The sequence below is a fragment of the Salegentibacter maritimus genome, assembly GCF_016236915.1.
Lineage (GTDB): Bacteria > Bacteroidota > Bacteroidia > Flavobacteriales > Flavobacteriaceae > Salegentibacter > Salegentibacter maritimus.
This window is the reverse complement of record NZ_JAEHOK010000032.1, coordinates 1-26,435: the sequence shown is the minus strand read 5'-3', so window position 1 is coordinate 26,435 and position 26,435 is coordinate 1. Positions and strand designations below refer to the sequence as shown.

Below are 26,435 nucleotides of genomic sequence, written 5' to 3'. Positions count from 1 at the left end.
GGGTCTGTAAATTAAACTCTGTCTGATGTTTCAATTCCTCTGGGGCTAGCCCCAGAGGAATTGGCGTTTATGTCCAGCGGTATCCGGTCTCCAAATTTAATATAAAATTGCTGAATCGTAAGGCTCCAATTATGCAAAGGAGCGGTCCATTTCTTCTCAATGTTTCGTGTGGCCAGGTAGACTAGCTTTAGCAGCGACATATCAGTGGTGAAAGCACCCTTGGTTTTGGTAACTTTCCGGATTTGCCGATGGAAGCCCTCTACGGCATTAGTGGTGTAAATAATCTTCCTAATGGGTTCTGTATACTCAAAATACTGGGATAGCTGTTCCCAGTTACGCTGCCAACTTTCAATAACTACAGGATATTTATTACCCCATTTCCCTTCCAGGTTCAATAGCTCATCTTCGGCTACATCTTTAGTGACAGCCCTATAGACCTTTTTCAGGTCTTTCATAAACTCTTTTTGATCTTTAGAGGCAATATACTTCAATGAATTACGGATTTGGTGTACAATACAAAGCTGAACCTGAGCCTTTGGATAAACGCTTAAGATGGCTTGTGTAAAGCCTTTGAGATTATCTGTACAGGCTATTAAGATATCCTGTAATCCACGGTTATGAAGGTCGGTTAAAACCTGTAGCCAGAAATTAGCACCTTCGCTCTCAGAGATATACATCCCCAGGATTTCCTTTTTCCCTTCTTTGGTAATACCCAGGATGTTATAAAGTGCTTTGTGGGCAATCTTTCCATCCACTTTAACTTTATAATGCATGGCATCAAGCCAAACAATACAGTAAAGGGGTTCTAAAGGACGACTTTGCCAGGCTTTGATATCAGGAATGATCTGATCGGTGATCTGGCTTAAAACCGTATGGGAAATATCGGTATCGTACATTTCTTTGATATGACCCGAGATGTCACGGTAGCTCATTCCAAGTCCATAAAGACCGATAATTTTTTCTGAAAGATTATCAGCCAGAATCGTCTGTCGCTTTTTAACCAGTTCCGGTTGGAAGCTACTTTGACGGTCTTCAGGGGTTTCAATGTCAAAAGAGCCAAAGCCACTTTTAAGCTTTTTCTTTCCCTTGCCATTGCGTTTATTCCCTTTGGAGCGTTCATCACTACTTAGATGAGAGTCCATCTCTGCCTGAAGGGCCTTCTCAATAACGTTCTTGAGCATCGGTGCAAAAGCACCGTCTGCACCAAAAAGGCTTTTGCCTGACATGAACTGGTCAAGCACCTTTTTCTCGAATTCTTGTTGTTCTTTTGTTGCCATAATTCTGTATGAATGAAATTAATAAATAATTCAATTCAGACAGAGTTTATTTTACACTCTCGGAGGAGATCTATAAGGTGACTTCTAGTTTTCCATCTTCAGAAATATATGGCTTGACAAATCAGCTTAGGCGGGCTTCGGTTTCAATTCCTTCAAATATTGCTGAAGGAGCAGCACGAAAAGGCGATAAAGAACTGCTTTATTTTATCAATGTTGCAATTGGTTCCGTTTCTGAAATAGAAACTCAATTACTAATTGCGGTAAGGTTAAAATACATAAAGGGAGATAACACCATCTTTGAGTCAGCCGCAGAAGTTCGTAAATTATTACTGGGTTTCAGAAATTATTTAAATAAAAAGGAGTGAATATATTTTTGTCTCCTCACTCTTCACTCCTCACTAATAATACAATAATGAGCGAAGCGAATAAAACTAGCCGAGCTCTCCAAAATGATTTCCAGCTTGAAAAAGTATTTGAAGAAGTAAATGGTTGTTAGTTGTTAATCTGTAGTCGATAGGCTGTAGTCGTTAGAATAAAAAAACCTACCGACTAAAGACTAAAGTCTATCGACTATGTGGAAACTACCGTCTCCCGACTACCGGCTAAAAAACTCCCGACTCTCAACTAATCTCCCATTAACAAAGCTGTGTTAATCCACTGCCAAATATGAAAACTGCTTTGGTTGTCTCCCGCCTGGTAAATTTTCCATTCTTTTTCTATTTCTTTAAAATTGAACCAATTTGGGGCTTTCGAGTATCTAAGCTTCTCTAAATTATCATCGGTAAAGTTTTTTAACTCTTTAGCCAGCCATTCTCTTTGTGGAGTTTGCAGAGGCCTTTTAGGGGCATAGCTTAAATTTTTTGGAGCAATTTCTTCAAGTATTTTTCTAACTAGAAATTTTTGAATCCCATTAAAAATTTTATGTGCTTCAGGCTGCGAAAAAGCAAATTCTACCAGTCTGTAATCCAGGAAAGGTTCCCTTAATTCGGTGCTATAAGCCATAGAAATGCGGTCATTGAACCTTAAGGCACGTGGAATTTTAGTATAAAAGAGATCCCTGTATTGCAAGTTTTGCAGGTTGTTATTAAATGGCTTCGGATATACCGGTTTTTTAGCTAATTTTTGAAATTCTGGATTCAGCACCTGCAATTTAAAAGGACTCGTTTTTCCTAATCCCTGTATAATATTAGTGTTGTTAGAATTTTGATAATAGTCGTAGCCCGCCCATTGCTCGTCCATTCCCTGCCCATCTAATAGCACCTTTATACCCTCTTTTTTCGCAGCTTCAAATAAGGTAGCATAGGCTAAAGTGGGTATGCCGGCATAAGGCTCATCCTGGATATCACTAAGAAATCGCGCTTTTTCGATAACATCGGTAGGCTGTATTTTTACTTTTTCGAGGGGGTTTTGAGTAGTTTTAATCATTTCCTCAACCCAGGCTAATTCATCATAATTCTTATGGCCGGTATAAAAAGTATAAGCTCTAATTTTATTATTTTCCTGGCTCTTGTTGACCAAAGCCAATAATAGCGAGCTATCCACTCCGCCACTAATATTAAAACCTACGGGCACATCGGCTCTAAACCTTAGGGAAATACTATCCTTTAAAATTTCAGTATAAGATTGCTTTGCCTCCTTAAATGATAAAGTGCCGGAGTAATCTTTAAGTCTATTTTCAAAGCTGTACCACTTTTCAAGCTTTAAATTTTCATCCTTAAATTCCAAAAAATATCCTCCCGGCAGTTGCTGTATAGCCTGATAAAAAGTATCACCGGGCATTCCGTAAGAGCCATAAGCAAAATAATTGGCCCATACTCTTTCATTAGGATCACTATGCTTTAAAATGCTGTTTAGGGCTTTAATCTCACTGCTGAAATAGAACTCATTATCGTTTTTTACATAAAAAAATGGTTTTACGCCAAACCTATCGCGGGCGGCAAAAAGTCTTTTTTCAAGACTATCCCAAATGGCAAAAGAAAACATACCATTTAGCCTATTGAGACAGGTTTTTCCCCAAACGCTATACGCAGCCAGTAGAACTTCAGTGTCAGAGTTTGTTTTGAAATTATAGTGCCCTTTTAGCTGCTGTTTTAACTCGATGTAATTATAGATTTCGCCATTGAATGTAAGGTGATAACGTCCCGAAATATCGGTAAAAGGCTGATTGGCTTCTGAAGAAAGATCTATGATGGAAAGTCGGTTATGGCCAAGCCTGCAAAAACCTGGATCTGTATATTCTCCTGTATGCTCAGGGCCACGATGCTTCTGAAGTTTCATCATTTCCTGAAGATCTTCGATGTTATATTTTGCTGAAATTATTCCTGCGATCCCGCACATTGCTTTTATGTATTTTGATATTTTTTGAGGTCTAATTTCGTCAGCCTCTCCTTCAACTTTTATTACCCAAAATCTCTTCAGCTCTTTTCCAATCTTCTTGTGTGTCAATATTTATATAAGGGTATGCGCTTGTATTTACAAAGCCAATGTTTTTTCCGAAAAGAGAGTTTTCGTTTAAAAGTATATCGGTTTTAGTTAGGTAAACGGCTCCATCTCTATGATAGGCTTTTGGTAAATCCTGCCTTCGACTTATAATTTCTTTTTCCCCGGTAGCTATACGAAGAGCTCCCTGGTTTTCTTCAAACACCCAATGCGGATTATACGCTTTGGGTACTTCTCTCACTGAAATCAACGAATCAAAACCTCCATCTTTAAATTTTTGAATGGCTTCATCTATAAGTCCGGTTTTTCTAAAAGGCGTTGTAGGTTGTAATAAACAAATCGCATCAAATTTTATTCCCTGATCCAGGTAGTAATTTAGGGCGTGCCTGGCAACCTCTATACTGGAACTGGAATCCTGTGCCAGGCTAGCGGGGCGTTTAAATGGAACTTCCAGGTCAAGTTGAGTTGCAAGCTGAATAATTTCTTCAGAATCTGAGCTTAGGATTAGCTTATTTAGAAGTTTGGCTTGTTTTGCTGCTTCATAGGTGTATTGCAATAATGGTTTTCCGCCCAGGATTTTACTGTTTTTACCCGGAATACCTTTACTGCATCCACGGGCGGGAATAAGACCTAAAATATTCATAATAAAGCAGGTTTTTTTAAGTTAATAGGTAATAGTTTTAGCATAGGTAAGCTCAGAAGTGGCTAATATCTCAGCGATCTTCTTTCCTGAATCTCCATTCCCATAGATATTTGAAGTTTTAAAATGATGGGTGCCAATCGCTTTTTCGGTTGCTTTTAAAATTTCATTTAAATCATAATTCACATCCATTACATTTTTTGTGCGCAAACGTCTAAATTGCCTGTTACCAATATTCACCACAGGAACACCCAAATAGGCACATTCCCTTAAGCCTACACTGGAATTTCCAATTAAAGCTTTTGAATTCTTTAAAAGTCTTAGAAAGTCTTTTGGTTGCATATTCTTAAAAAAATGGATGTTTTTAGGTTTTTCAAGTTCTCTAAAAGCTCTAATTCCATTAGAAGTACCATCAGATCCTGCATCTACATTAGGCCAAAACCAAAAAGCAGGCATATCTAATTTTTTAACGGCTTTTAAAGTTTCGGTTATATGTGCTTTGGCTTGCTGATATTCGGTAGTAACCGGGTGTTGCATAACCACTATATAAGCGTTCTTCCAGTTTAATGCAGAACCTACGCCTCCATATTTTTCAATAGGATCAAAATCCAGTTGGGGACTTTCCAATATTTCCTTAGCCAAATCTATAGAAGGGCAGCCGGTGTTGATCACTTTCTCAGGGTTTTCTCCCAATTTTATAACTCTTTTTCGTGCATCTTCTGAAGCTACCAGGTGAAGATCGGCCAGTTTTGTATTGGCATGTCTTACTTTTTCATCAATGCTTCCGGTAACCTCCCCGCCCTGTATATGTACCAATGGAATATTTTGATAAGCGGCAGCGATAGAAGTTGCAATGGTTTCAAATCTATCGGCAATGCTAAGTACGGCATCGGGTTTTAGATTATAAAAAACATTGGTAAGTTCCATAACCCCAAGCCCGGTAGTTTTAGCCATGGTAGTGGGATTTTCGCCTTCCAGCACCATAAATACTTTTGCAGCGATCTCAAAACCATCTTTTGCGATAAAATCTATGGCATTTCCGTAGCGATCTAATAAAGCTGAACCTGCAATTACCAATTGAAGCTCTAACTTTGGATGCTCTTGTATGGCCGTAAGAGCAGTTTTTATCCTGCTATATGAAGGCCGGGCGGTAACAACAACGCATATTTTTCTTTTGGGCATTTTCGGTTGTTAGTTATGAATTATCGGTTAATTTCCTGAAGTCTTCCATTTGGCTGAAAGGCTGGTATCGCTAAAGTAGCAAATCTCTTTCGAAATGCCTTTTATTGTTTTTTGTTTTTACCCAGGGATTTTTGAAGGTAAAACTAAGCGGCCACAAATACACGAATTAATTCAGTCTTTAGTCATTAGTTGTTAGAACTATAAAATCTATCGCCTAAAGACTAAAGTCAACAGACTAAACGAGCGCGGTAATCTTTTACTGAAATTTTTAAATGTGAAAAATAAAACTACCGACTAGAGCCTACCGACTACCGACTAAAGTCTAGAGACTACCGACTAAAGTCTAAATACCAACAACTCCCCACTAAACATATTTTCGATATATTTGAAGTTCCGGTCCCGGAATTACTACTTAAAATTTACAGTTTTATATTTTGAAAAATCACCAACAAACTTCTTTCCAGGGAAAAGAAATTCCTTTATTCTTTTGGAGTGAGATCAAATTTATTTTTAGGGATAAAGAGAATTATGGAGATTTACTATCAAAATACCTGGTAGAAAAAATTAGTGGTAAACCAGTAAAATTTGTTCAGCCTAAGAAACAGCCGTGGTATAAACGGAATAAAACAAATTTTCTGGCGGTTGGAAGCATTTTACATCATGCCGATAAACATAGTATTGTTTGGGGCAGCGGAATTATAGATCATGAACAGGAAATTGCAAAAGCTGATTTCAGGGCTGTTCGGGGGCCACAAACCAGGGATTTTTTACTGAAACTCGGTTATAAGTGTCCCCAAATATACGGCGATCCGGCACTTTTGCTGCCTAAATATTATAATGCAGAGGTTAAAAAAGAGCATAAAATTGGGATTGTTCCGCATTACCACGATTATAAAAAAGCTTTGGAGCTCTTTCAAAATAATCCGGCCATAAAAGTCATAGACTTACTTACTTTAGATGTAGAGAAAACAACAAGGGAGATAGTAAGCTGTGAAAATATTATTTCTTCTTCTTTGCACGGGCTTATCGTGGCGCACGCGTATAAAATCCCGGCGCTTTGGGTAGAATTTTCAGATAAAATCTTCGGAAATGGCATAAAATACCGGGATTATTTTGAATCTGTAAAGATTCCGTATTATGGAGCCGACTTTATAGAAACTGGAAAATCGGTTGAAGAATTACTGAAATTAATGCAGGATAAACCGCTGTTACCGGAAGATAAAAAGCTGGAAGAAATACAGGAAGGTTTACTGGAAAGTTGTCCCTTTATTTAAGTTAATGTGCAGACTTACCACAAAAATATTCGTAATAAAATAGCAACAAAGTCAAAGCTTGAGAAACCTAAAACTCACAGTTCACAAAATTTTAAATCAATTTCTTACGATCTGTGAAAAAAGGGTGAGACTTTAAAAAGCCCAACCTCTGTTGTTTTAATTTTACACACTTTACGGGATAGTGTTTTTTAAAAGCTGAAACAATACTTCCAAAAATCATAAATAAACCTCTTACCCGAAGTCAGTTAATAATTTATCGAAAACCGAACTCTTTCGATATTTAAAGTGGATTATTCGTTTGGGGATGTTACATTTCAAGCTCTATCAGTTCCTACTTTTGGATCTCTTTTGGTATGTAAAACAGCATGAACAAATACAATATTGTTTTCTATTGTATAATAAATTCCAAACGGAAATTTTTCCGTGAAACAAACCCTAATACTATTGTATCTCTTTTGGTAATGTTCGGGATTTTCCTTTAGTATTTCCATGGATTTACTAATTTCCTTCAAAAAAAGTTCGGTAAGATGAGTAGCATGAGAGTAGAACCATTTAACAGTTTCAGATATGTCCTGTTCTGCTAATGGTTTTACAATAATTTTATAGCTCATATTCTTTTTTCAAAGCATCCTGTATTTCTTCCCAACTCTTTCCCTCTTTTGGATTTTCCTGATGATATTTTAAACGCTTGTCAAGAACTTCTCTATAAGGTTTAGGCAATAATTCACCTTCATCAGCTTCTATAATAGCATTAATTATCATCAACATACGATCATCAGCACGTTCAATATATTTTCGGATCCGGTCTTTAATCTCTAATGTATCCATCTTATTGCTTTATTTCAAAAGTACAAAAATTGTTTTTGCTTTTTGTTTTTTATTTGTTCTTTATATTCTCAATATCAGTAAGTTAATTGGTTTTTAATGGTTTTGTATAAAAACATGGACATATTTGAATCTTATTTCCGGATAAGAATTTCAAAAAATTAAACCTTTATTTTCACTGCCCGGCTGAACAGTTCCGGATTAACGAATTTCCAATCAGTCAATTACCGATTTATAAAACCTAATATTCTCCTCCACAATCACTTTTGTAGAAAACTTCTCCATAATCCGCTGTCTCGCTGCTTTGCCCATTTTCCCTGCCAGTTCCTTATTGTTAAGCAATACAAGGACTTTATCGGCATAATAGGCGTGGTTTTTAGGATTTACAGTGAATCCAGTTTTACCATCTATCACAACCTCTTTCGCCCAGCCGATATCTGAGGTGACTACAGCTTTTTCCATAGCCATCCCTTCCAGCCAGGTCATGGGGAGGGCCTCGGCAAAACTAGGTAGGGTGATCACTGCAGATCGCTCTATTTCAAGCTTTACCTGCTCATAAGACAGGCTTCCTTTCCAAACCACTTTGTCCCGACTTTCTTTAGTCAGGATTTCTTCAAACAGCTCTTTTGTAGACTTTCCGGTATGTATATCCCTAACGTCTTTTCCTACCATAACTAAACGGGCGTCGGTATTGTTTTTATGAACTAAATTGAAAATATGAGCGAGTTCCAATACTCCTTTCTTTCTGATAATACTACCAAAATACAGAAGGTTGCCGGGTGCAGCTTCCTTGATGTTGGGCTTAAAAGTATTGGTGTCTATAGAATTCGGGATAATTTTAATGTTCTTTTTTAGCTTAAAAAGCTCTCGGGTTTTATGAGCTGTAAACCTGCTTACAGAAAGTAGGTGATCGGCATTTCTTAAGGCTAGTTTTTCGAACCAGAAATTTTTTTTCTTTTGAGGCCGTCCTTCAAGTTTACAGAAATAGGAATCGCTGCCGTGCATTCTTAATACTAACGGACAGGTCAGATTTATAAAAGCTGTAATCCCAGTCCAGTCAGGAGCTTCAATGACATCGATTTTTTCTTCCCGAATAAGTTTGTTGAGGTAAGATTCTAAATATTTCCGGTAACGGTACCATCCTAAAAAATTATAATTCCTTTGTTTAAGAAAATGAAATTTAATGCCCGCTTCTTCAAATACTTCATTTGTCTCCTGCCCATACACGATAAGACTAATACGAAGTTGTTTTTTAACCAATTCTTCCGCCAGGTTTTTTATACTGGTACCCAATCCGCCCGATGGGGTTGATTTCGGGTGCGGGTATTCTGGTGTAAGGAAGGCGATGTGCATATTATTAATTTGATAAAGAAAGAGATAGTGGGTTGTTTTTAATTATTTCAAAATAGTCATGTTCGTTTATTAATTTCTTGGTACTTAAACTAGACAATCTTTGGTTGAATATTTAAATTTAATGTGTTTTTAATTAAAAAATTTATTGAAAATATAAGGAAGGCACATAATAATTAAAGTTAAATTATTTAAGATTGAAAAAACTTGTTGGTTTTTTTTAGAGAGTTTGTTTAAGTCTTTTGAGATCAATAATAAAGTAATAGGAAGAAACACTAAAAACCATCTTGGTTGAATATTCGTTATTACAATGAAACAAATCATTAAAAAGTAAATAAAGGAATAGAAGTATATGAAATCAGTTTTACTTATTGATTTTGTAAAATAGACTTTTTTTATTCGGGTTATAAGGAAAATAGAAAATGGAAAAATGAATAAGCCCGTTTGCCTCACTAAATATTTAATTCCTATTGCACTATCTATGAAAAACTCTTTAATTGTTAGTCTAGGATTAAAAAATATCATTTCAAAAAAAGTTGACGGTAAAGAGCTTTTACCGTTTTCAACTAAGTAATTCTCAGTTTCTTTCAAAGTAACATGCTTAAATCTTTCCTGATTTCCTGAATCTATTAATAATGCGTTATAGTAATCCCATTGTGCCCAGTTAACTGGTCCCGTGAGGGTTTTATCATCGAAAGAGAATTTTTGTTGTGAAATTAAAGAATAGGAATTCAATATTATAAATACAATAAAGGATGTAGATATTAATTGTAAACCATGTTTATAATTAAGATGGTCTTTGTGATTTAAAAAAAATGAAAGAAAAAAGTATAGACTGAAAAATGATATTATATAAGTAGCAGCCATTTTTCTGGTAAACAGCATCAAAGCTAATAGGATACTTGTTATAAAAATACCTTTAGAACTTTTAGATGATAATGAGAAATACGATATAAAAAATAGATTACCGAATAAGGCTAATAGTATATCATTCATTGCCAGGAAAATAGTTGCTTGAGTTATAATTAAATACGCGAGCCATAAATACACTGTGATTTTTAAATTAGAACCAAGGTTTAAATATTTTTTGTCGAATAATAAGAGAACTAGAAACAGTATAAGCCCAGAAATAAGACTTATTAGTTTTAGGGAAAAAATAGAATTGTTTATTATCAGATTAAAAGAATAACTGAGTATTAAATAAGGTACGGAAGTACCATCTAAAATGGCTTGGCCAAGTCCGTATTTATTTGCTGTCGTTAGGTCTTTAAGAAATTTATTTTCATCTCCAGAATAATTGAATTTTAAAAATATATCCTGAAATAAATAGATAGTATAGACAGTTAGAATGAAAAAAAGAAGTATATACGATAGTTTATAAAATCTTTGGATATATGTTTCCATTTTAAAGTTTTGATTTTACTTGGTAAAAAGCCGGAAAACGTAACCTACTAATCTTGTAAATAAATAATAAGTTAGTTTTAATACTGGTACCCAATCCGCCCGATGGGGTTGATTTCGGGTGCGGGTATTCTGGTGTAAGGAAGGCGATGTACATATTTAGTTTTTAGTTATCGGTTCTCAGTTTTCAGTGTGTTTTGATCCAGAATAATCTCTAATTTTCTCCAAATCCTTTCCGAAGCTTTATCTGCCGGAAAAGTATTTATTCTTTTATACCATTCAAGGGCTTTTTCAGCTTTCTGCATTGGATTTTTTAAAGCTTTTTCCAGTTTTGCCGGGATTTCTTCTTTTGAATTTAACCAAAATACTTCTTTGTCGGTGGGCATAGACCTGAAGTGCACAAAATCATAGACCTTTTTATGGCTCCAGGAAGCCTTTGTTTTAGCTTTTACCTCATAATTAAGGTACAAACAAGGCTTTTTGAAAATAGCAAAATCAAAAACCATAGAAGAACCTAAATTTACTACCAGTTCTGAGTGCAAAATTGTATTTATTTGAAGTTTAAGATCTTCCTTTCTGGGCAATACAGAATTCCAATTATCCCCGGTTTTTTTCCAAATGGGGGCTATGGATGTAATAATTTCTCTATGTTTTTTTAAAACTCCATCGTAGCGGTTTGAAAAATCTACAGGACAGCGTCTAAATATGATTTCTAAGTTATGGCCTTTTGCATTTAATAGCTTTATAGCATATGCCAGGTCATTTAAATATGCCGGATCATCTGGTGAGGTGGTAATATCGTCGCCACTAAAACAGATATACTTTTTTGTATAATCGAGTCCATATTCTTTAAAAAAATCTTCCCGGCTTTGTCTCAAATCGCCGTTATAATGAGGCTCAAACTGTGGTGTTCCGGTTATATGTACTTGCGATTCCTTTATCTGCGGGTAATATTTTAATAATTCAGCCTTCATATATTCGCTCCAAACAAAATAATAATCGGTTTCCACTACCATAGTGGCTTTTGGTAAATTGTCCCAGGAAAAAATAAAAGTAGAAGTAGGGATTTTAAGGTCCTGGGCGACGGTAAGTGGAGCGATAGCATTAACCGGCCGCTGATTGGTGCAAAATACCAGGTCTGGCTTTTCCTCCTGCAGTATTTCTTTACACTTTTGGTAGTAAGCTCCTTTACGTTCGGAAGATTTCATCTTAGTTCTTAGCCTCTGTAGTCCCTTTTCATCTTTATGCGTGGCTACTAATCCCTGAACTATTCCGGTTTTTATTTTTGCTTTAAGATTTTGATGGGAATTTGCGAACTTATAGGTTTGATAGACCGGGTCTTTCAATTTTCGACTAAAATAATTGAGTTCAGCCTCAATTTTTGCTCTTTTTAGCAGGTCGGTTTTTGTATTTGCCCTGCCCTCCAGTTTTATCTCTTTATAACCCAGTTTTTCTAAATTAAAAGGAGTATGATTCCAAAAAATCACTTCCCAACCCATTTGCTCTCCGATTTTCACAAAGGAGGTAAAAGCAAAATTTCGCAGGCCAACCCCATCGGGCAGGAGAATTAATATTTTCTTTTTTGAATTCAGGGTAGTTGATGCTTAGCTTGGATTCAAATATAGGATTTTTTGTAACGGTGTGTTTTAGAATCCAAAAATTGATAAAACTATAATTATTCTGGACATCTACCTTATTTTGTTTCAGAATAAGTGCTCTTCTATTTTGGGGAATATCTAATAATAATCTAAACTTTTATATCTTGGTCTCTTAAAGAATTTGATGAAAAAAGCATTAATAACAGGTATTACCGGCCAGGACGGAGCTTACCTCGCCGAATTGTTGCTGGAAAAAGGCTATGAAGTTCATGGTATAAAGAGAAGGTCTTCCCTCTTTAATACCGAGCGTATAGATCATCTATATCAGGATCCGCACGAGAAAAATATTAAGTTTAAACTACATTTTGGAGATCTTAGTGACTCCATGAATCTTACTCGAATAATCCAGGAAGTACAGCCCGATGAGATTTACAATCTTGGAGCAATGTCTCATGTTAAGGTAAGTTTTGACACTCCAGAGTATACCGCAAATGTAGATGGGACGGGAACTTTACGACTTTTAGAAGCGGTACGGGTTTTAGGACTTAGTGAAAAAACCCGCATTTATCAGGCTTCAACCTCAGAATTATATGGCAAAGTAGTGGAAACACCCCAAGATGAGAAAACGGTGTTTTATCCGCGTAGCCCTTATGGGGTGGCCAAACTTTATGCCTATTGGATTACAGTGAATTACCGGGAAGCCTATAATATTTTTGCCTGTAACGGAATCCTTTTTAACCACGAATCTCCACGAAGAGGAGAAACTTTTGTTACCCGAAAAATTACCAGGGCCGTGGCCCGAATGGCACTGGGACTTCAGGATTGCCTATACCTCGGAAATTTAGATGCCAAAAGAGATTGGGGCCACGCCAGGGATTATGTGCGGGCCATGTGGCTGATGTTGCAACAGGATGAACCCGATGATTATGTACTGGCAACGGGAATTACTACTAGTGTAAGGGAGTTTGCAAAAATGGCTTTTGCAGAAGCCGGTATTGAAATAGGCTTTTCGGGAAAAGGTACAGAAGAAGTAGGAAAAGTTACTGCATGTGAAAACCCTGATTTTCAATTGGAAATAGGCAAAACATTAATAAGAATTGACCCCGATTATCATAGGCCTACAGAGGTAGATTTATTATGTGGGAATGCCGAAAAAGCTAAAACTAAATTGGGTTGGAAACCGGAATATGATATTAAAATGCTAGTGAAAGAAATGGTACTTGCCGATCTTGAGTTTTTTAAAAAGGAAAAACTTCTTGATGCTAATGGATTTAAGGGATTAAATTACCACGAATGATGCAGAAAGATTCAAAAATTTATATTGCCGGGCACCGTGGAATGGTAGGTTCGGCTTTGGTGCGAAAACTTGAGGCAGAAGGTTTTAAAAATCTATTGTTTGCCAGGCGTAAGGACCTGGACCTTACACAACAACAAAGCGTAGCCGAATTCTTTGAAAGGGAAAAACCGGAATATGTTTTTCTTGCTGCTGCCAGGGTAGGTGGTATTGTTGCCAATCAAAATCATCCTGCAGGTTTTATGTATGAGAACCTGATGATTCAGAATAATATAATCCATCAGAGCTATCTTTCGGGAGTGAAAAAATTATTGTTTTTAGGTTCTTCTTGCATTTATCCAAAGCATGCACCGCAACCCATTAAGGAAGAATATTTGTTGACCGGGGCTTTAGAGCCTACCAATGAGGCATATGCCCTGGCGAAAATAGCGGGTCTAAAACTATGTGAGGCTTATACTAAAGAGTATGGCTGTGATTTTATTTCGGTGATGCCTACAAATTTATATGGTCCCGGAGATAATTATGATCCTGAAAACTCGCACGTTCTACCTGCATTACTTCGTAAGTTTCATGAAGCTAAAATAAAAAGTGAGAGAACAGGTAGTAATGAACCTGTTCAATTATGGGGTAGCGGTACACCCAAACGGGAATTTTTGCATGTAGATGACCTTGCTGAAGCCTGCTTTTTTTTAATGCAGCGAGCGTCTGTTAAAACTGCTCTGAATATAGGAACCGGGAAGGATATTAGTATTTTAGAACTTGCCGAGCTCATTAAAAAACTTACGGGTTATAAAGGGAAGATTGTACATGATCTTAGCAAGCCCGACGGTACCCCCAGAAAGCTTCTTGATGTATCTGAAATTAATAAGTTGGGTTGGGAAGCTAAAATTTCGCTTCAAAAAGGGATTGAGCAGGTTTATAAAGATACGTTCTTGTAGTTTTTAAAAAAGCCGGCTTCGACTTTCTGAATAGTCGTCCTCCCGTTCGTTTATTCAGGATATCATTGACGGAATTTATTAATTACCTGAGTAACATAATACTACTTATGTATTACAAACAACATAATTTTCATTTTCTTTGCTGTGTATTCCTCTCACTTCGTTCGTCGGATACAAATGAAAACGAAACAAAAGAAAAGGCGCTTTTTCCAAGGTATTTTTCAGCAAAGCTGAAAACCAGTTTTGTTTTGCTAAAATCTTTCCAGGGCTTCAAGATTTTTTAACGCCAAACAAAACTTATACTGCGGAAAAAGATTCCAAAGCGCTGCTTTGAAAAGTCAATACCACCATTTTTCAAATCTTTTGATGCCATTCCTGGTTTGTAAAAAAAACTAATTATTAAAACGGTTTGTCACACTGAGCCGACGACTTTGGAGTCGGAAGTCGAAGTGTTTGATAGTAAGCTACTAGAGTTACCCACTTTTCTGTAGCTTAGTTTTTAATTCAGGAAGGATCTCTCCCAACATGGCAAGCATCAATAAAAGCTCTAAACTTGCTTGTGGCATTCGAAACCGAAAACCGGAATAGGTGACCACGCTAATTGCAATGGTAGAGAATACCAGGGCTATGGCAAAAGAACGCAAGTATTTATTTTTTGAAAAGAATGCATAAAAGATTAGCGTAAAAAGTGCTAAAATCTGGAAAATAACACGACCTGTTTCCAAAAAACCGGGCCTGGCCGTTTCGGGAAATGGATTAAAAGCACTCATTAATTTTTTTCCGATAATTGGTAAAATAAGATCGGGGTTGTTTTTGATAAACTCTAAGGTAGCATCTTTGTATAAATTCATTCTTGCTATTTCATTGCGAGATTTCTTTTTATTAAAACTATAGTTTTTTAGTACGAGAGTCTCATCGGCAAGATCACCTTTTGTATTGGTATGTAGACGAGGAACATCTTTATTCCAGCCTTTAGCCATTACAGCTCCCGAAGAGGTAGTAAGCACAACCTGGTTTGCGTCCAGTACCATATAATTTCTAATAAACCATACAGATACTACAGAAATGCAAATAATTGCACTTATAAATAATTTTTTAAAACTGAATTGCTTGTAAATAAAGAGGACGAACCAAATTGAAAAGGGTAAAAATAAATAATAGGGATGCGAAAGAATCATAATTCCCGCAACCAAAGATTGGAAGAAAAAACCTTCTTTTTGCTGTATATACCTTACCAGCAAATAAACCCATAAACTCATAAAAAAGAAGGTTATGGGTTCAGAGAGGAAGACCCGTGAATATAATTGCCAGGAAGGATGAATGGCATATAGGAAGCAACCAAAAAGGATAAGAACCTCCTTTAACTTTAAAAGTTTTAGCGTTTTATAGAAGATAAAAATCCCCAATAAATGAAGTAGGAATTTAAAAATAAGAATATAGGTGAGATTGTAACCGAATAAAATAAATATGCCGGCTATTAAAAAAGGCCAAACAGGAGGTCGAAAGGCTGTGGGTTTGGCTTCATTTACTTTAAGGTGTTCTATTTTATTTGTTTTAAACAACTCTAAAAGCTCCCCCCGGTTAAATGAAGTATGCCCATATACTCCCGTTTTTCCAAGGCTTGTTGCCAGGTGAATGTAATCAAAAGCATCACCATTTGCTTCATATTTTAAAGAGTTTGAAATTTTGAAATTATATATTAGAATAACAAAGAGGAGAATTCCGCATATGATTTTAAAATTTCTTATATGAATGGGTTGAAACGTCAAGCCGGTTTATTTTCGTCCTATTATTATAGTAGATAAGCCAAACAGGTTCAGGCTTAGTTTATCCAGAATCTTCCAGAGAGGAACCAATTTGTTGTAAACCTTCATTTGTGAAGCTGGAATCATATCTTTTTTTAAAATCTTTCCACTAAAAAACCAACCTGTAATGCCAATTAAATTAAAATATCGTGAATGTGAAATTTCAAGGTTGTTATCCTTGAACAATTTAGATAAAGACTGTTTAGTGTACCTACGAAAATGCCCCAGTTCTTCATCAAATTTATTATAAAGGCTGTTATAAGAAGGAACCAAAATAATTAATTTACCACCTTGCTTTAATAGTTTTTTACAATTTTCAATTGCAAGGCGGTCGTTCTCTATATGCTCAATAACGTTAAGAGCAAAAACAGAATCAAAATAATTTAAATACTGTTTATACTCATTATCGAAATCAGGATGCACTAAATCAATTGTATCTACCCCTAATAAATTAGGGTACATTTCAAATTTCTCCCTTAAAACTGAACAATATTCACTTCGAAAATCGGTTAACATAATTTCAGATCCTTCTTTAAGAAAGAAATTAGAGATATTTCCCAGTCCGCTGCCAATTTCCAGAGTCTTACCTGTTGTAAAAGGAAAAATAGTTTCAAACATCCATTGGTTGAAATTATCAGCTTCACCAATAATATCAAGTGTTTCTTTACCTTTTTTATCGGAAATAGCTTCAATTTTCATCTGAAAATATTGTATTTAAAAATGCAGTACATCGCCCTCATCGCATCTTTCCAATTTATTTTTTTTCCTTCAGCATAGGTACGCCCGTAATAAGAGATGCCAACTTCGTAGATTCGTATACCCGGAATTCTGCTAATTTTAGCCGTTACCTCGGGTTCAAAGCCGAACCTTTTTTCTTTTAGCTCCAGTGATTTTAGCACATCGGCCCTAAAAAGTTTATAGCAGGTTTCCATATCGGTTAAATTGAGATTGGTAAAAGCATTGCTTAGAAAAGTAAGAAATTTATTGCCTATAGAATGCCAGAAAAATAGAATACGATGCGGATTTCCGCCCATAAAACGAGAACCATAAACAACATCGGCCTTACCACTAAGTACCGGTCTAAGTAAATGTTTATATTCTTGAGGATCATATTCAAGATCGGCATCCTGGATAATGATATAATCTCCACCGGCAAGTTCAATTCCTTTATGTAATGCGGCTCCTTTTCCCAGGTTCACTTCCTGGCGGTGATAAACAATGGCTGAATTTGGGCTTGAATTGATAAAATTATTCACTAATTCGGCTGTGCCATCGGTAGAATGATCATCTATAATAATGAGTTCTTTTTCCAGTGGAAAATCCAGGGCCAGTTTTTCCAGCTCTTCTAAAATGGGAATAATGGTTTTTTCCTCATTGTAAGCCGGAATAATAATGGATAGTTTTTTCAAGTAGTTGATTAAGTTTAGCTTAAAATCTAAATTTAAAAGCTCTAAATTTTGCCCCGAAATTTAAAAATATCCGTGCATTACCTCGTGGACTTTCCACAGGTAAGTTTACCCAAAGATAAATTTTTTTGAAAACAATTTTATAATGAAATAGATTCAGCATATTTTTCAATAAAAGCCCTAACACTAAAATTTTTATTAATTTCACCACAAATTTCTCCAAGCTTTGCAACAACCGGAAGACGATTGGCTCTACGAGATAAGCCCCAAACGTAAGATTATAGACCTGAACTTTAAAGAGATTTGGGAGTATAGGGACTTGTTGATCCTTTTTGTAAAGCGCGATATAGTCACTGTTTATAAACAAACTATCCTGGGGCCGTTGTGGTATTTTATTCAACCCCTATTTACCTCGATTATCTTTACCCTGGTATTTAATAATATTGCCAATATCCCTACCGGTAATGTTCCACCTTTTTTGTTTAACCTTGCCGGGATAACAGCCTGGAATTATTTTAATCAAAGCCTTACACAAACCTCCGGCACCTTTAGGTCTAATGCCGGGATTTTTGGAAAGGTTTATTTCCCCAGGGTGATTATGCCTTTAAAAACTGTGATTTCCGGATTGTTTAAATTCGGCATCCAGTTAAGTATTTTTGTGGTTTTTTATGGGTATTTTTTATTGAAAGGTTATCATTTACAACCGAATATAAATTTGCTTCTCCTGCCGGTTTATGTATTAATGATGGCATTATTGGGACTGGGAGCAGGAATGATAATCTCTTCGTTTACTACAAAATATCGCGATCTTAGCGTGCTGGTAGGCTTCGCAACTTCTTTACTTATGTATATCTCGGCCGTACCATACCCTTTAAGCGAGGTGTCAGAAAAAATACCGGAGTTGGCCTGGTTGGTGAATTACAATCCCCTGGCACAAATTATTGAAGGCTTTAGGTATATGCTCCTGGATACAGGGATGTTTAGCTGGAGCGGATTTTTCTATACCCTTGTATTTTCTGTGCTACTTTTTTTAATCGGACTTATCGTGTTTAACAGAACCGAAAAGAATTTTATCGATACGGTCTAAAAACACAGTTTCCGGCAGGCAGTTTTTTAGTATGCAGTAAGCGGTCTCAGTTGGCAGTGGCAGTATGTAGCGATTTAAAGCTCTGGTCGCTGTGCTGGAGGAAGATAGATGCAATCTCCCTGGTAAAGTAACGAACAGACCAGTTTGGAATTGAACAATCAAAATAAACAACTCTAAAAAAGGCAAGCATATTCAGGCAAGGTCAAACCGACAACCGACAACTGATAACTGATAACTGATAACCCCTAACCGAAAATCCCATAAATTTTTATTACTTTTCCGGCATAATCGCCATGGTCCATGAATTATAAGGGAAAACTTAGTCGCTGTGAAGCATTGAGATTAATCTAGTTAATATTTTCAGGACTGCAAACTGCTTACTCCAATACTGTAAACTAAGCCATGAGTACCATTTTAAAAGCTGAAAATATCTCGAAGCAATACCGACTGGGAAAAGTTGGTACGGGTACTTTGGGTGACGATCTAAAACGCTGGTGGTATCATCTTCGAGGAAAAGAAGATCCTTTTTTAAAGGTAGGTGGGGTAAACGATAGAAGTGCCAAAGCTACCGAAGATTATATTTGGGCCTTGCGGGATATTAATTTTGAAGTAAAGCAGGGAGAAGTTTTAGGAATTATTGGTAAAAATGGCGCAGGAAAATCTACTTTACTTAAGTTATTATCTAGAGTAACCGCTCCCACTACCGGTAGTATTAAAACTAAAGGGCGTATTGCGAGCCTTTTGGAAATAGGTACCGGTTTTCATCCGGAACTTACCGGGCGGGAAAACATTTTTATGAATGGTGCTGTATTGGGGATGACCAAAGCAGAAATTAAAACCAAACTCGACGAAATTATCGCTTTCTCGGGCTGTGAGATGTATATAGATACTCCTGTAAAACGCTATAGTAGCGGGATGACCGTAAGACTGGGCTTTGCCGTAGCCGCACATCTTGAACCCGAGATCCTGGTAGTAGATGAGGTGCTGGCCGTTGGGGATGCTGAATTCCAAAAAAAAGCCATCGGGAAAATGCAGGATCTTTCTACCGGAGATGGGAGGACCGTTATTTTTGTAAGTCATAATATGAGTAGTGTGCAAAGTCTCTGTAATAGAGCTATTTTACTAGAAAATGGAAGAATTACATTTGAAGGGCAAACTCATAGAGTTATTTCTGAATACCTGAAGGGTAATAAGGAATCCTTAACCGATTTAATTTCGTTAGAAGATAGGGCTGGGCAGGGAAAAATACTGTTCAGTAAATTAGTTCTTGGAAATCCTTATTCTAATACTAATACATTTCGCATTGGCGAAAAGATAGGTTTTCACTTTGAATTTTTCTTAAGGAAGAGGCTTCTTACGTCTAAAATAAGGATTTTAATAGGTATTTATAATGAAAAGGATGAAGGAATTATAAGGTTTGATAGTGACGCAACAGCAAGTTTACATGTTGATGAAAAAATAAAAAGAGGGAGCATTTCCTGTATAATGGAAGACCATCTAAATATTATGCCCGGTCATTATTCTATAAATATTGCAATTTTTAACGATGGTGTTTTACAAGACCATATTGCCGGTAAAGTTATGTTTGATATTGTGAATGATAATTATTTAGGTGGAACTAAGACATTAGATGATAATAGTCTTGCGAAAGTCTTATATAAACATTCCTGGAAATTAAATAGTGAAACTGAAGAAAATCTTTAATGCCTGATATAAACTTAGAAATTGATAAAGTCCCTTATTTATATGATACCTCTGGGCGTATTTGGATAAATGGCAATAATGTTTATCGTATAATTGAGGATAAAGAAAGTATTGAAAATTACAAACACTTATTAAAATCACCTAACATCGATAAACTTTTTTCCTGTGGTCTAATCGAAACCTGGATTAAAGAAGAATTATTGGAAAAAAGGATTCTTATACTGGAACACAAAAGAATTCCTTTTATTTTACACCCTTCTGAATACACTAATCAAATGTTCTGGCAAGCTGCTTGTATGTTTGTAAAAGTGAATTCGCTGCTGTGGTCTGAGGGATTTCTAACTCATGATTCTCACCCCTGGAATATAAGTTATGATGGGTCCAAGCCGGTTTTTTATGACTTTGGATCTATAAAGAAAACTAATGTAGTAAGCGACGCGTGGTTAAATGAATTTTATGCTGGTTTTTTAGTTCCAATTTGGTTGTCAAGCTACTCCCATAAAACTTTTAAGTTTTCAAAAGAATATCGACGGGAACATGCAAAAGGTTTCGCATTGGAGCTTTTCAATTCTACTAAATTGAAGAAGACCCTATTTCGAAAAATTAGGTCTTTTTATAAATTCAGAAACAATCCTGAAAGACTTTTTAAAGAGTTACTAAAATGGTTGCATGCACATGAACCTTTGAAGGTTAAACCTGAATACTGGTCTGAATATTATAAGAATTCAGGTCTGGATTATACAAGGCCTGAGAACATTAAGCAAAGGTTTGTAAATAAAATATTACAAGAAAATAAACCATCCAAAGTGTTAGATTTGGCTTCGAACAAAGGTTATTTTGCAAAAATGGCTGCTGCTCATGGAGCTGAGGTAATGGCATTTGACTATGAGGAGGAGGTTGTAAACACCTTTATTTCATCAGGCAATCCAGGAAATATGATAACCCCTGCGCACATGGACTTTAATAAACCAACAAGTGCTCTTGGGGCAGGTTTGTTTTGGGAGAACTCGTTTAAACGATTTAATTCAGATATTGTTTTGGCCTTAGGTCTAATTCATCATATTTGCATTAGTCAGGCAACCCCGGTTTTCTTATTCTGCAAAACTTGTATGAATTATGCAGAAGATGGAATTATTTTGGAATTTGTAGATCCTGAGGATATTCATGTTGCGTGCTGGAAAAAAGAGGTGCCTAAAGATTACTCGATTGATAAAATTAAGGAGTTTATGAAGCCGAAATTTCCCCATTGTACATTTTCTGAAATTGATACCAAAGATGGACTTAATAGGACGTATTTGTTCTTTCAAAAATAAAATTTTCAAACCTTGTGGAATACGATGAAACTTTTCAACCAAATAAAAAAAATTAAGAAAAGGTTTTTGAGAAAGAATTCTCCTGATAAAATTGATGATTATACTTATTTAAAAAAGTTATCTAGATATACAAAAACGGATCAAGTATTATACGGTCATAAAATTACAATTCCTGACAATGCCTCTTTTTTGTTTATGCACGAAGAGATATTTATTAAAAAAATCTATAATTTTCAAACTACAACACATTCGCCCTACATCATAGATGGAGGTGCTAATATTGGTCTTTCAATTATTTATTTTAAAAAACTATTTCCTGATGCTAATATAGTGGGGTTTGAACCCGACCCGAACATTTTTAAAATACTTAAGAAAAATATTGGAAAATTTAATTTTCAGAATATAGAGTTAGTTAATAAGGGTCTATGGAATGCAAAGAAAGAATTAAATTTTTGGTCCGAGGGGGCAGATGCAGGTTTGATAATAGAAAAGGAAAACTCCAAAAAGGTAACGACTAAGATAAAAACAACCTCCTTGAATGACTATTTAACCTGCCAGGTAGATTTTTTAAAACTAGATATAGAAGGAGCTGAAACAGTAGTATTAAAAGATATCCAGGCTAATTTAGATAAGATCAAGCGGATATTTGTAGAGTATCATTCGTTTGTCAATCAAACTCAAAGTATAGATGAAATATTAAGAATTTTAATTGAGGCTGGATTTAGGCTTCATATAAATGCTCCGGGATTATCTAGTCAATCCCCTTTTGTTAAACTGAATACCTATAATAATATGGATATGCAGTTGAATATTTATGGCTTTAAAGAGGAGTAATATGAAAGTTTTAATTGTAAATACGTTTGATAGAGGCGGCGCTGCTAATGCTTGTAAAAGATTGCATATTGGCTTGTTAGAAGCAGAAGTAGAATCTAAAGTGCTACTGAAGAATAAGCAGAATAACTGGTCTCAATCTTTTCTATTGCCTCCTAAGAGGAGTACTCCTTCTTTACCAGAAAAACTGAGAACAAAATCTATTCGGATTTTAAAAGAACTAAAACTCTATTCTCCTCCAAAAAAGCAAAAGCCAGAAACTCCTTTTCTGCCAAACCGATCGGAAAAACTTGAGATATATAGCTTTCCTTATTCAAATTATGATATTACTGAATCTCCTTTATATCAACAAGCTGATATTATCAATCTTCACTGGGTAGCTAATTTTCTCGATTACAAATCTTTTTTTCTAAAAAACACTAAACCGGTAGTCTGGACGCTCCATGATATGAATCCTTTTCTTGGAATAGATCATTATACTGAAAAGTACATTGGAATAGATAGGCATGGAGAGCCGATATCAAGAAGTGTTTCTAAGGAAGAGTCTAAGATAAACAGAGATTTCGTAGATTTTAAAAAAGATTGTATCGAGCAAATTGAAAACCTTACCGTTATTACCCCCTCAAGATGGCTGGCTGCAGAAGCATCTAAAAGCGAAGTTTTCAAGGGTAGAAATGTAAAAGTAATTCCTTATGGATTAGACGATAAGGTATTTGCTCCCAGAGATCAAAAAACATCCAGGGAAATTTTAAATCTTCCTTTAGATAAAAAAATCATACTGTTCGTTGCTGATTCTGTTGCAAATCACAGGAAGGGGTTTAGTTACCTGGTAAAAGCCTTAAAAGAATTCCAAACAGAGGAAACTTTGCTATGCGCGGTTGGAAGGAACATAAAATTGCCGTCTAATGATAATTTAATAGAATTAGGCGAGATTAAAGATGAACGACTAATGAGTGTAGTGTATTCAGCCGCTGACGTTTTTGTGATCCCCTCATTAATCGATAACCTTCCTAATACCGTACTTGAATCTCTTATGTGTGGGACCCCGGTAGTTGGCTTTCCTGTAGGAGGAATTTCCGAGATGATAAACCATAATAAAAATGGTTTGTTAACCGAGGGAGTTAGTGTAAGTTCTCTGGTTAAAGCTTTAAAGGACGTTATAGATAACCCTGAAATGTTTGATAGAAAGGAAATTAGAAGAGCAGCTAAAGAGAAATATGATAAAAAAGTTCAGGCAAAGAAGTATATAGAATTATTCAACGAAATTTTAAAGATTTAATTTTAAATTATTACTCCTTAATTTGTACGTTAATCTTAACTATGTCAAAATCGCCTTTAATATCAATTATTACCGTAAACCTTAATAACCTGGAAGGTTTAAGAAAAACCATGAAAAGTGTTTTTGAACAAAGCTGGCAGGAATTTGAATATATTATAATTGATGGTGGCTCTTCTGATGGAAGCAGTGAGTTTATAGAAGCTAAGAAGGATAAAACCGACTATTGGGTGAGTGAACCCGATAAAGGGATTTATAATGCTATGAATAAAGGAATAAAAGCTGCTAATGGAGAATATTTACTGTTTTTGAATTCCGGAGACTGGTTTTGTAACGAAAAAGTCTTAGAAAACGTGTTTGATAAACTGGGAACCTGCGATGTGTTGTACGGTAATATGATAAAAGTGTTTCCTGATGGGAGGGAGATTTTGGACAGAGGTGAAAAAGGCGAGAAAATTTCGTTAAAAACATTCATGGAAAGAACTCTTAATCATTCAGCAAGCTTTATAAAAAAGAGTTTATTTATGAAGTACGGACTATATGATGAAGGTTTAGAAATTGTTTCCGATTGGAAATTTTTTCTGATAAGTTTAGGGTTAAACAATTCTGGGGTATCGTACATTGATTTACCAATATCATATTTTGATATGACAGGAATTAGCAATAGAAATTTAAAATTGAGGAATCAAGAAAGAAAGTTAGTTATAAATAAAACGGTTCCTTTACCAATTGTTTTAGATTATTTACAACTTAAGCGATTAGTAGAAAAGTTTAATTCTCATCGTTACCAGAAATTTGAACAAACTGATAAAAAGGGGATATCACGGAAATTACACTCTATTATTTTTAGATTGTTTTCATAAATACTGAAATTACTAGTAAGAAGTTGGTTGTAATCATTTATCTAACAAAAAAAAGTTTTATCCTTATCTATGAATAAAGAAAAACATAAGGTTTTAATATTGGGTATTGGGCAATCTAATTTTTTAAATCAATTGTATTCCCAATTACTAGTAGAAACGGGAAAATATAATTTTTATATTAACGACTATTTCGATTTATCTAAAGGAAAAGTAGGTAAAGAGAATAAAATATATTCAGATTTTTTCAATTTCAGAAGAATAAAAATATCTAAGAGAAATCTTTACTATCATTTTATACAATTTTCTTTTGACCGTTTTTTTTGGAAGATTTTATTTTTCGAAATAAGTCAGAGGAAAAGTTTGAAAGATATTAAGAATATACTTGGAGAAATGGCTCAAGCTCGTTTTCGTGTTAAAAAATTAATAGAGCCGTTGCACCCTGAAATAGTTCATTTCCACTTTTGTATACCTCAAAATATAAGGGAGTTGTACTTTTTGAGCCCTGAAATTAAGTGCATTTGTTCTTTTTGGGGTTCAGATCTTTTGAGAATGACAGGAGTTTCTAATGTTTTTTACTTGCAAAATGCATTGGAGAGGACTTCAAAAATAACTATCCAATCTCCCGAACTTGGCGAAACCCTACTTACTAAATATGGAAGAGGCTTACAAAATAAACTTGAATATATAAGATTTCCCTTGGAACCAAAGATTTTTGATGAAATAGATGCAAATAGAAATGACTATAAAAAATTAAGAGATTTTAAAATTAAATATACGATTCCTCTTGACAAAAAAATTATTGCTGTTGGGCATAATGCATTTCGAGAAAACAATCATTTAAAGATTATTGGTATTATTGAAAAACTACCTTCTAAATACCTTGAAGATGTTGTTGTTTTACTGCACCTTAGTTATGGAGGGAATGAAAGTTATAAAAATCAATTAAAGAATTTATCTTGTCAAACAAATATTAAGATTGTAGTTGTTGAGGAATATTTGGATAAAAGCGAAATTGCCTTATTAAGATTAATTACAGATATATTAATACAAATGCCTATTAGTGATGCACTAAGCGCAGCAGTTACAGAAGTATTATATGCAAAGGGTATGGTTGTTTCAGGTTCCTGGTTACCATATGGTTTTTTTCAAAGAAATAATATTAAGTTATTCGAAGTGGAAAGCTTTAATAATCTGAAAATAAAGCTGGAAGAGTTGCTTGATAATGACGTGAAATATTTAGTAGAAAATAATCCATTAGAAATAAGGAAAACGTTTTTAAGTGGTATGGAGGTAAAGCAATGGCTTAATTTGTTAAATAGTTTAATTTCTCAATAGAGAAATTTGATAATTTATTGGTCTCAAAAAAGGGATTTAAACCCTGCAATTTTATTGCAGTACTTTAGTAGTGCGAAAAAATCTATATTTTGGTACTATGAGTTATCAAAGAAAAGGCTCTCATACGGTAAGTTATTTAACGTGCCATATTGTTTGGGTTACAAAATATCGGTACAAGGTACTTCGAGGAGATGTTCAAACTCGTTGTCGTGAACTTTTAATCCAAATATGTGAAGCTGAAGGTATAGAGATACTGAAAGGAGTAGTGAGTTCGGATCACGTTCATATGCACATTGAATATACTCCAAAATTGAATGTAAGTAGCATATTGAAAAAACTCAAAGGACGAACTTCAAGGAAACTTCAACAAGAGTTTCCAAAACTGAAAGAGCGTTATTGGGGGCAACATTTTTGGGCAAGCGGTTATGGAGTTTGGAGTACTGGGAATATTACGGATAAAATGGTCAATGAATATTTGGAACATCACCGTCGAGATTCGAGTGATAATTCCAATTTTATATTGGAATAGTAAAAGGGGACTTTCAGTCCCCAGTATTAATAAACCTCTGCACTTTTAGTGCAGAGTTGTTTAGTTTA

Annotated in this window: 23 protein-coding genes and 1 pseudogene; 12 read left to right on the top strand and 12 right to left on the bottom strand. The window is 35.2% G+C overall.

Features of this window, described 5'->3' with window-relative positions; all coding sequences use genetic code 11:
- Positions 1 to 11 precede the first annotated feature (11 nt).
- Positions 12 to 1,277 (bottom strand): IS256 family transposase, encoded by a 1,266-nt coding sequence (locus I6U49_RS15870; RefSeq protein WP_262894938.1) that lies wholly within the window; start codon positions 1,275 to 1,277, stop codon positions 12 to 14.
- A gap of 62 nt (positions 1,278 to 1,339) precedes the next feature.
- On the opposite strand from I6U49_RS15870, the pseudogene I6U49_RS15865 reads away from it, so the two are divergent.
- Positions 1,340 to 1,642, top strand: a pseudogene (locus I6U49_RS15865) (four helix bundle protein); the annotation flags it as partial.
- Positions 1,643 to 1,901: 259 nt separating this feature from the next.
- Here I6U49_RS15865 and asnB read toward each other — a convergent pair.
- The 3 genes from asnB to neuC are packed head-to-tail and all read right to left on the bottom strand — an operon-like array spanning position 1,902 to position 5,538.
- Complete coding sequence (gene asnB / locus I6U49_RS15860) at positions 1,902 to 3,722, bottom strand: asparagine synthase (glutamine-hydrolyzing) (RefSeq protein ID WP_232804745.1); 1,821 nt, start codon at positions 3,720 to 3,722, stop codon at positions 1,902 to 1,904.
- Positions 3,667 to 4,359: an acylneuraminate cytidylyltransferase family protein gene (locus I6U49_RS15855; protein WP_198629568.1), complete on the bottom strand. Its 693-nt coding sequence runs from the start codon at positions 4,357 to 4,359 to the stop codon at positions 3,667 to 3,669. The genes asnB and I6U49_RS15855 overlap by 56 nt, the downstream gene beginning before the upstream one ends.
- A gap of 21 nt (positions 4,360 to 4,380) precedes the next feature.
- Positions 4,381 to 5,538 carry a UDP-N-acetylglucosamine 2-epimerase gene (gene neuC / locus I6U49_RS15850; RefSeq protein WP_198629567.1) on the bottom strand — a complete coding sequence of 386 codons (1,158 nt, stop codon included), beginning with the start codon at positions 5,536 to 5,538 and terminating at the stop codon, positions 4,381 to 4,383.
- Positions 5,539 to 5,972: 434 nt separating this feature from the next.
- Between neuC and I6U49_RS15845 the strand changes: the two genes are divergently transcribed.
- A complete protein-coding gene (locus I6U49_RS15845) occupies positions 5,973 to 6,812 on the top strand; it encodes a polysaccharide pyruvyl transferase family protein (RefSeq protein ID WP_198629566.1) in 840 nt (279 codons plus the stop codon).
- 314 nt (positions 6,813 to 7,126) lie between these two features.
- On the opposite strand, the gene I6U49_RS15840 is transcribed toward I6U49_RS15845, so the two are convergent.
- The 5 genes from I6U49_RS15840 to I6U49_RS15820 form a co-directional block, all read right to left on the bottom strand.
- On the bottom strand, positions 7,127 to 7,423 hold the full coding sequence (locus I6U49_RS15840; protein WP_198629565.1) for a type II toxin-antitoxin system RelE/ParE family toxin: 297 nt from the start codon (positions 7,421 to 7,423) through the stop codon (positions 7,127 to 7,129).
- Complete coding sequence (locus tag I6U49_RS15835; RefSeq protein ID WP_193710448.1) at positions 7,413 to 7,640, bottom strand: addiction module family protein; 228 nt, start codon at positions 7,638 to 7,640, stop codon at positions 7,413 to 7,415. Before I6U49_RS15835 ends, I6U49_RS15840 begins: the two co-directional genes overlap by 11 nt.
- Positions 7,641 to 7,853: 213 nt before the next feature.
- Entirely contained in the window at positions 7,854 to 8,990 is a 1,137-nt protein-coding gene (locus tag I6U49_RS15830) for a glycosyltransferase family 4 protein (RefSeq protein ID WP_198629564.1), read from the bottom strand.
- A 129-nt stretch (positions 8,991 to 9,119) separates the two neighbouring features.
- Positions 9,120 to 10,391 carry a hypothetical protein gene (locus I6U49_RS15825; RefSeq protein ID WP_198629563.1) on the bottom strand — a complete coding sequence of 424 codons (1,272 nt, stop codon included), beginning with the start codon at positions 10,389 to 10,391 and terminating at the stop codon, positions 9,120 to 9,122.
- 167 nt (positions 10,392 to 10,558) lie between these two features.
- Complete coding sequence (locus I6U49_RS15820) at positions 10,559 to 11,905, bottom strand: CDP-glycerol glycerophosphotransferase family protein (RefSeq protein WP_317191887.1); 1,347 nt, start codon at positions 11,903 to 11,905, stop codon at positions 10,559 to 10,561.
- A gap of 265 nt (positions 11,906 to 12,170) precedes the next feature.
- Here I6U49_RS15820 and gmd point away from each other — a divergent pair, with 265 nt between their 5' ends.
- Together gmd and I6U49_RS15810 are read left to right on the top strand one after the other, a co-directional pair.
- Complete coding sequence (gmd, locus tag I6U49_RS15815) at positions 12,171 to 13,283, top strand: GDP-mannose 4,6-dehydratase (protein WP_198629562.1); 1,113 nt, start codon at positions 12,171 to 12,173, stop codon at positions 13,281 to 13,283.
- Positions 13,283 to 14,218 carry a GDP-L-fucose synthase family protein gene (locus I6U49_RS15810; RefSeq protein WP_198629569.1) on the top strand — a complete coding sequence of 312 codons (936 nt, stop codon included), beginning with the start codon at positions 13,283 to 13,285 and terminating at the stop codon, positions 14,216 to 14,218. The genes gmd and I6U49_RS15810 overlap by 1 nt, the downstream gene beginning before the upstream one ends.
- Positions 14,219 to 14,691: 473 nt before the next feature.
- Here the strand turns inward: I6U49_RS15810 and I6U49_RS15805 are convergent, their stop codons facing one another.
- The 3 genes from I6U49_RS15805 to I6U49_RS15795 are packed head-to-tail and all read right to left on the bottom strand — an operon-like array spanning position 14,692 to position 17,432.
- Positions 14,692 to 15,987 (bottom strand): ArnT family glycosyltransferase, encoded by a 1,296-nt coding sequence (locus I6U49_RS15805; protein ID WP_198629561.1) that lies wholly within the window; start codon positions 15,985 to 15,987, stop codon positions 14,692 to 14,694.
- Positions 15,988 to 15,993: 6 nt separating this feature from the next.
- Positions 15,994 to 16,722 (bottom strand): class I SAM-dependent methyltransferase, encoded by a 729-nt coding sequence (locus I6U49_RS15800; RefSeq protein ID WP_198629560.1) that lies wholly within the window; start codon positions 16,720 to 16,722, stop codon positions 15,994 to 15,996.
- Positions 16,719 to 17,432, bottom strand: coding sequence for a glycosyltransferase family 2 protein (locus tag I6U49_RS15795; RefSeq protein ID WP_198629559.1), 714 nt, complete (start codon positions 17,430 to 17,432; stop codon positions 16,719 to 16,721). Before I6U49_RS15795 ends, I6U49_RS15800 begins: the two co-directional genes overlap by 4 nt.
- Positions 17,433 to 17,655: 223 nt before the next feature.
- On the opposite strand from I6U49_RS15795, the gene I6U49_RS15790 reads away from it, so the two are divergent.
- The 8 genes from I6U49_RS15790 to tnpA all read left to right on the top strand — a co-directional run bounded on the left by I6U49_RS15790 (position 17,656) and on the right by tnpA (position 26,367).
- Positions 17,656 to 18,516 (top strand): ABC transporter permease, encoded by an 861-nt coding sequence (locus I6U49_RS15790; RefSeq protein ID WP_198629558.1) that lies wholly within the window; start codon positions 17,656 to 17,658, stop codon positions 18,514 to 18,516.
- A 402-nt stretch (positions 18,517 to 18,918) separates the two neighbouring features.
- A complete protein-coding gene (locus I6U49_RS15785; protein ID WP_198629557.1) occupies positions 18,919 to 20,220 on the top strand; it encodes an ABC transporter ATP-binding protein in 1,302 nt (433 codons plus the stop codon).
- Positions 20,220 to 21,533 carry a methyltransferase domain-containing protein gene (locus I6U49_RS15780; protein WP_198629556.1) on the top strand — a complete coding sequence of 438 codons (1,314 nt, stop codon included), beginning with the start codon at positions 20,220 to 20,222 and terminating at the stop codon, positions 21,531 to 21,533. The genes I6U49_RS15785 and I6U49_RS15780 overlap by 1 nt, the downstream gene beginning before the upstream one ends.
- A gap of 24 nt (positions 21,534 to 21,557) precedes the next feature.
- The gene (locus I6U49_RS15775; RefSeq protein WP_198629555.1) at positions 21,558 to 22,367 is read left to right on the top strand and encodes an FkbM family methyltransferase; all 810 of its coding nucleotides are present in this window, start codon (positions 21,558 to 21,560) and stop codon (positions 22,365 to 22,367) included.
- A gap of 1 nt (position 22,368) precedes the next feature.
- Positions 22,369 to 23,643 (top strand): glycosyltransferase, encoded by a 1,275-nt coding sequence (locus I6U49_RS15770; RefSeq protein ID WP_198629554.1) that lies wholly within the window; start codon positions 22,369 to 22,371, stop codon positions 23,641 to 23,643.
- Positions 23,644 to 23,684: 41 nt separating this feature from the next.
- Positions 23,685 to 24,503: a glycosyltransferase family 2 protein gene (locus I6U49_RS15765; protein WP_198629553.1), complete on the top strand. Its 819-nt coding sequence runs from the start codon at positions 23,685 to 23,687 to the stop codon at positions 24,501 to 24,503.
- A 69-nt stretch (positions 24,504 to 24,572) separates the two neighbouring features.
- The gene (locus I6U49_RS15760) at positions 24,573 to 25,838 is read left to right on the top strand and encodes a glycosyltransferase (protein ID WP_198629552.1); all 1,266 of its coding nucleotides are present in this window, start codon (positions 24,573 to 24,575) and stop codon (positions 25,836 to 25,838) included.
- Positions 25,839 to 25,935: 97 nt separating this feature from the next.
- Positions 25,936 to 26,367, top strand: a complete 432-nt coding sequence (gene tnpA / locus I6U49_RS15755) for an IS200/IS605 family transposase (RefSeq protein WP_150314237.1) — start codon at positions 25,936 to 25,938, stop codon at positions 26,365 to 26,367.
- Positions 26,368 to 26,435 lie beyond the last annotated feature (68 nt).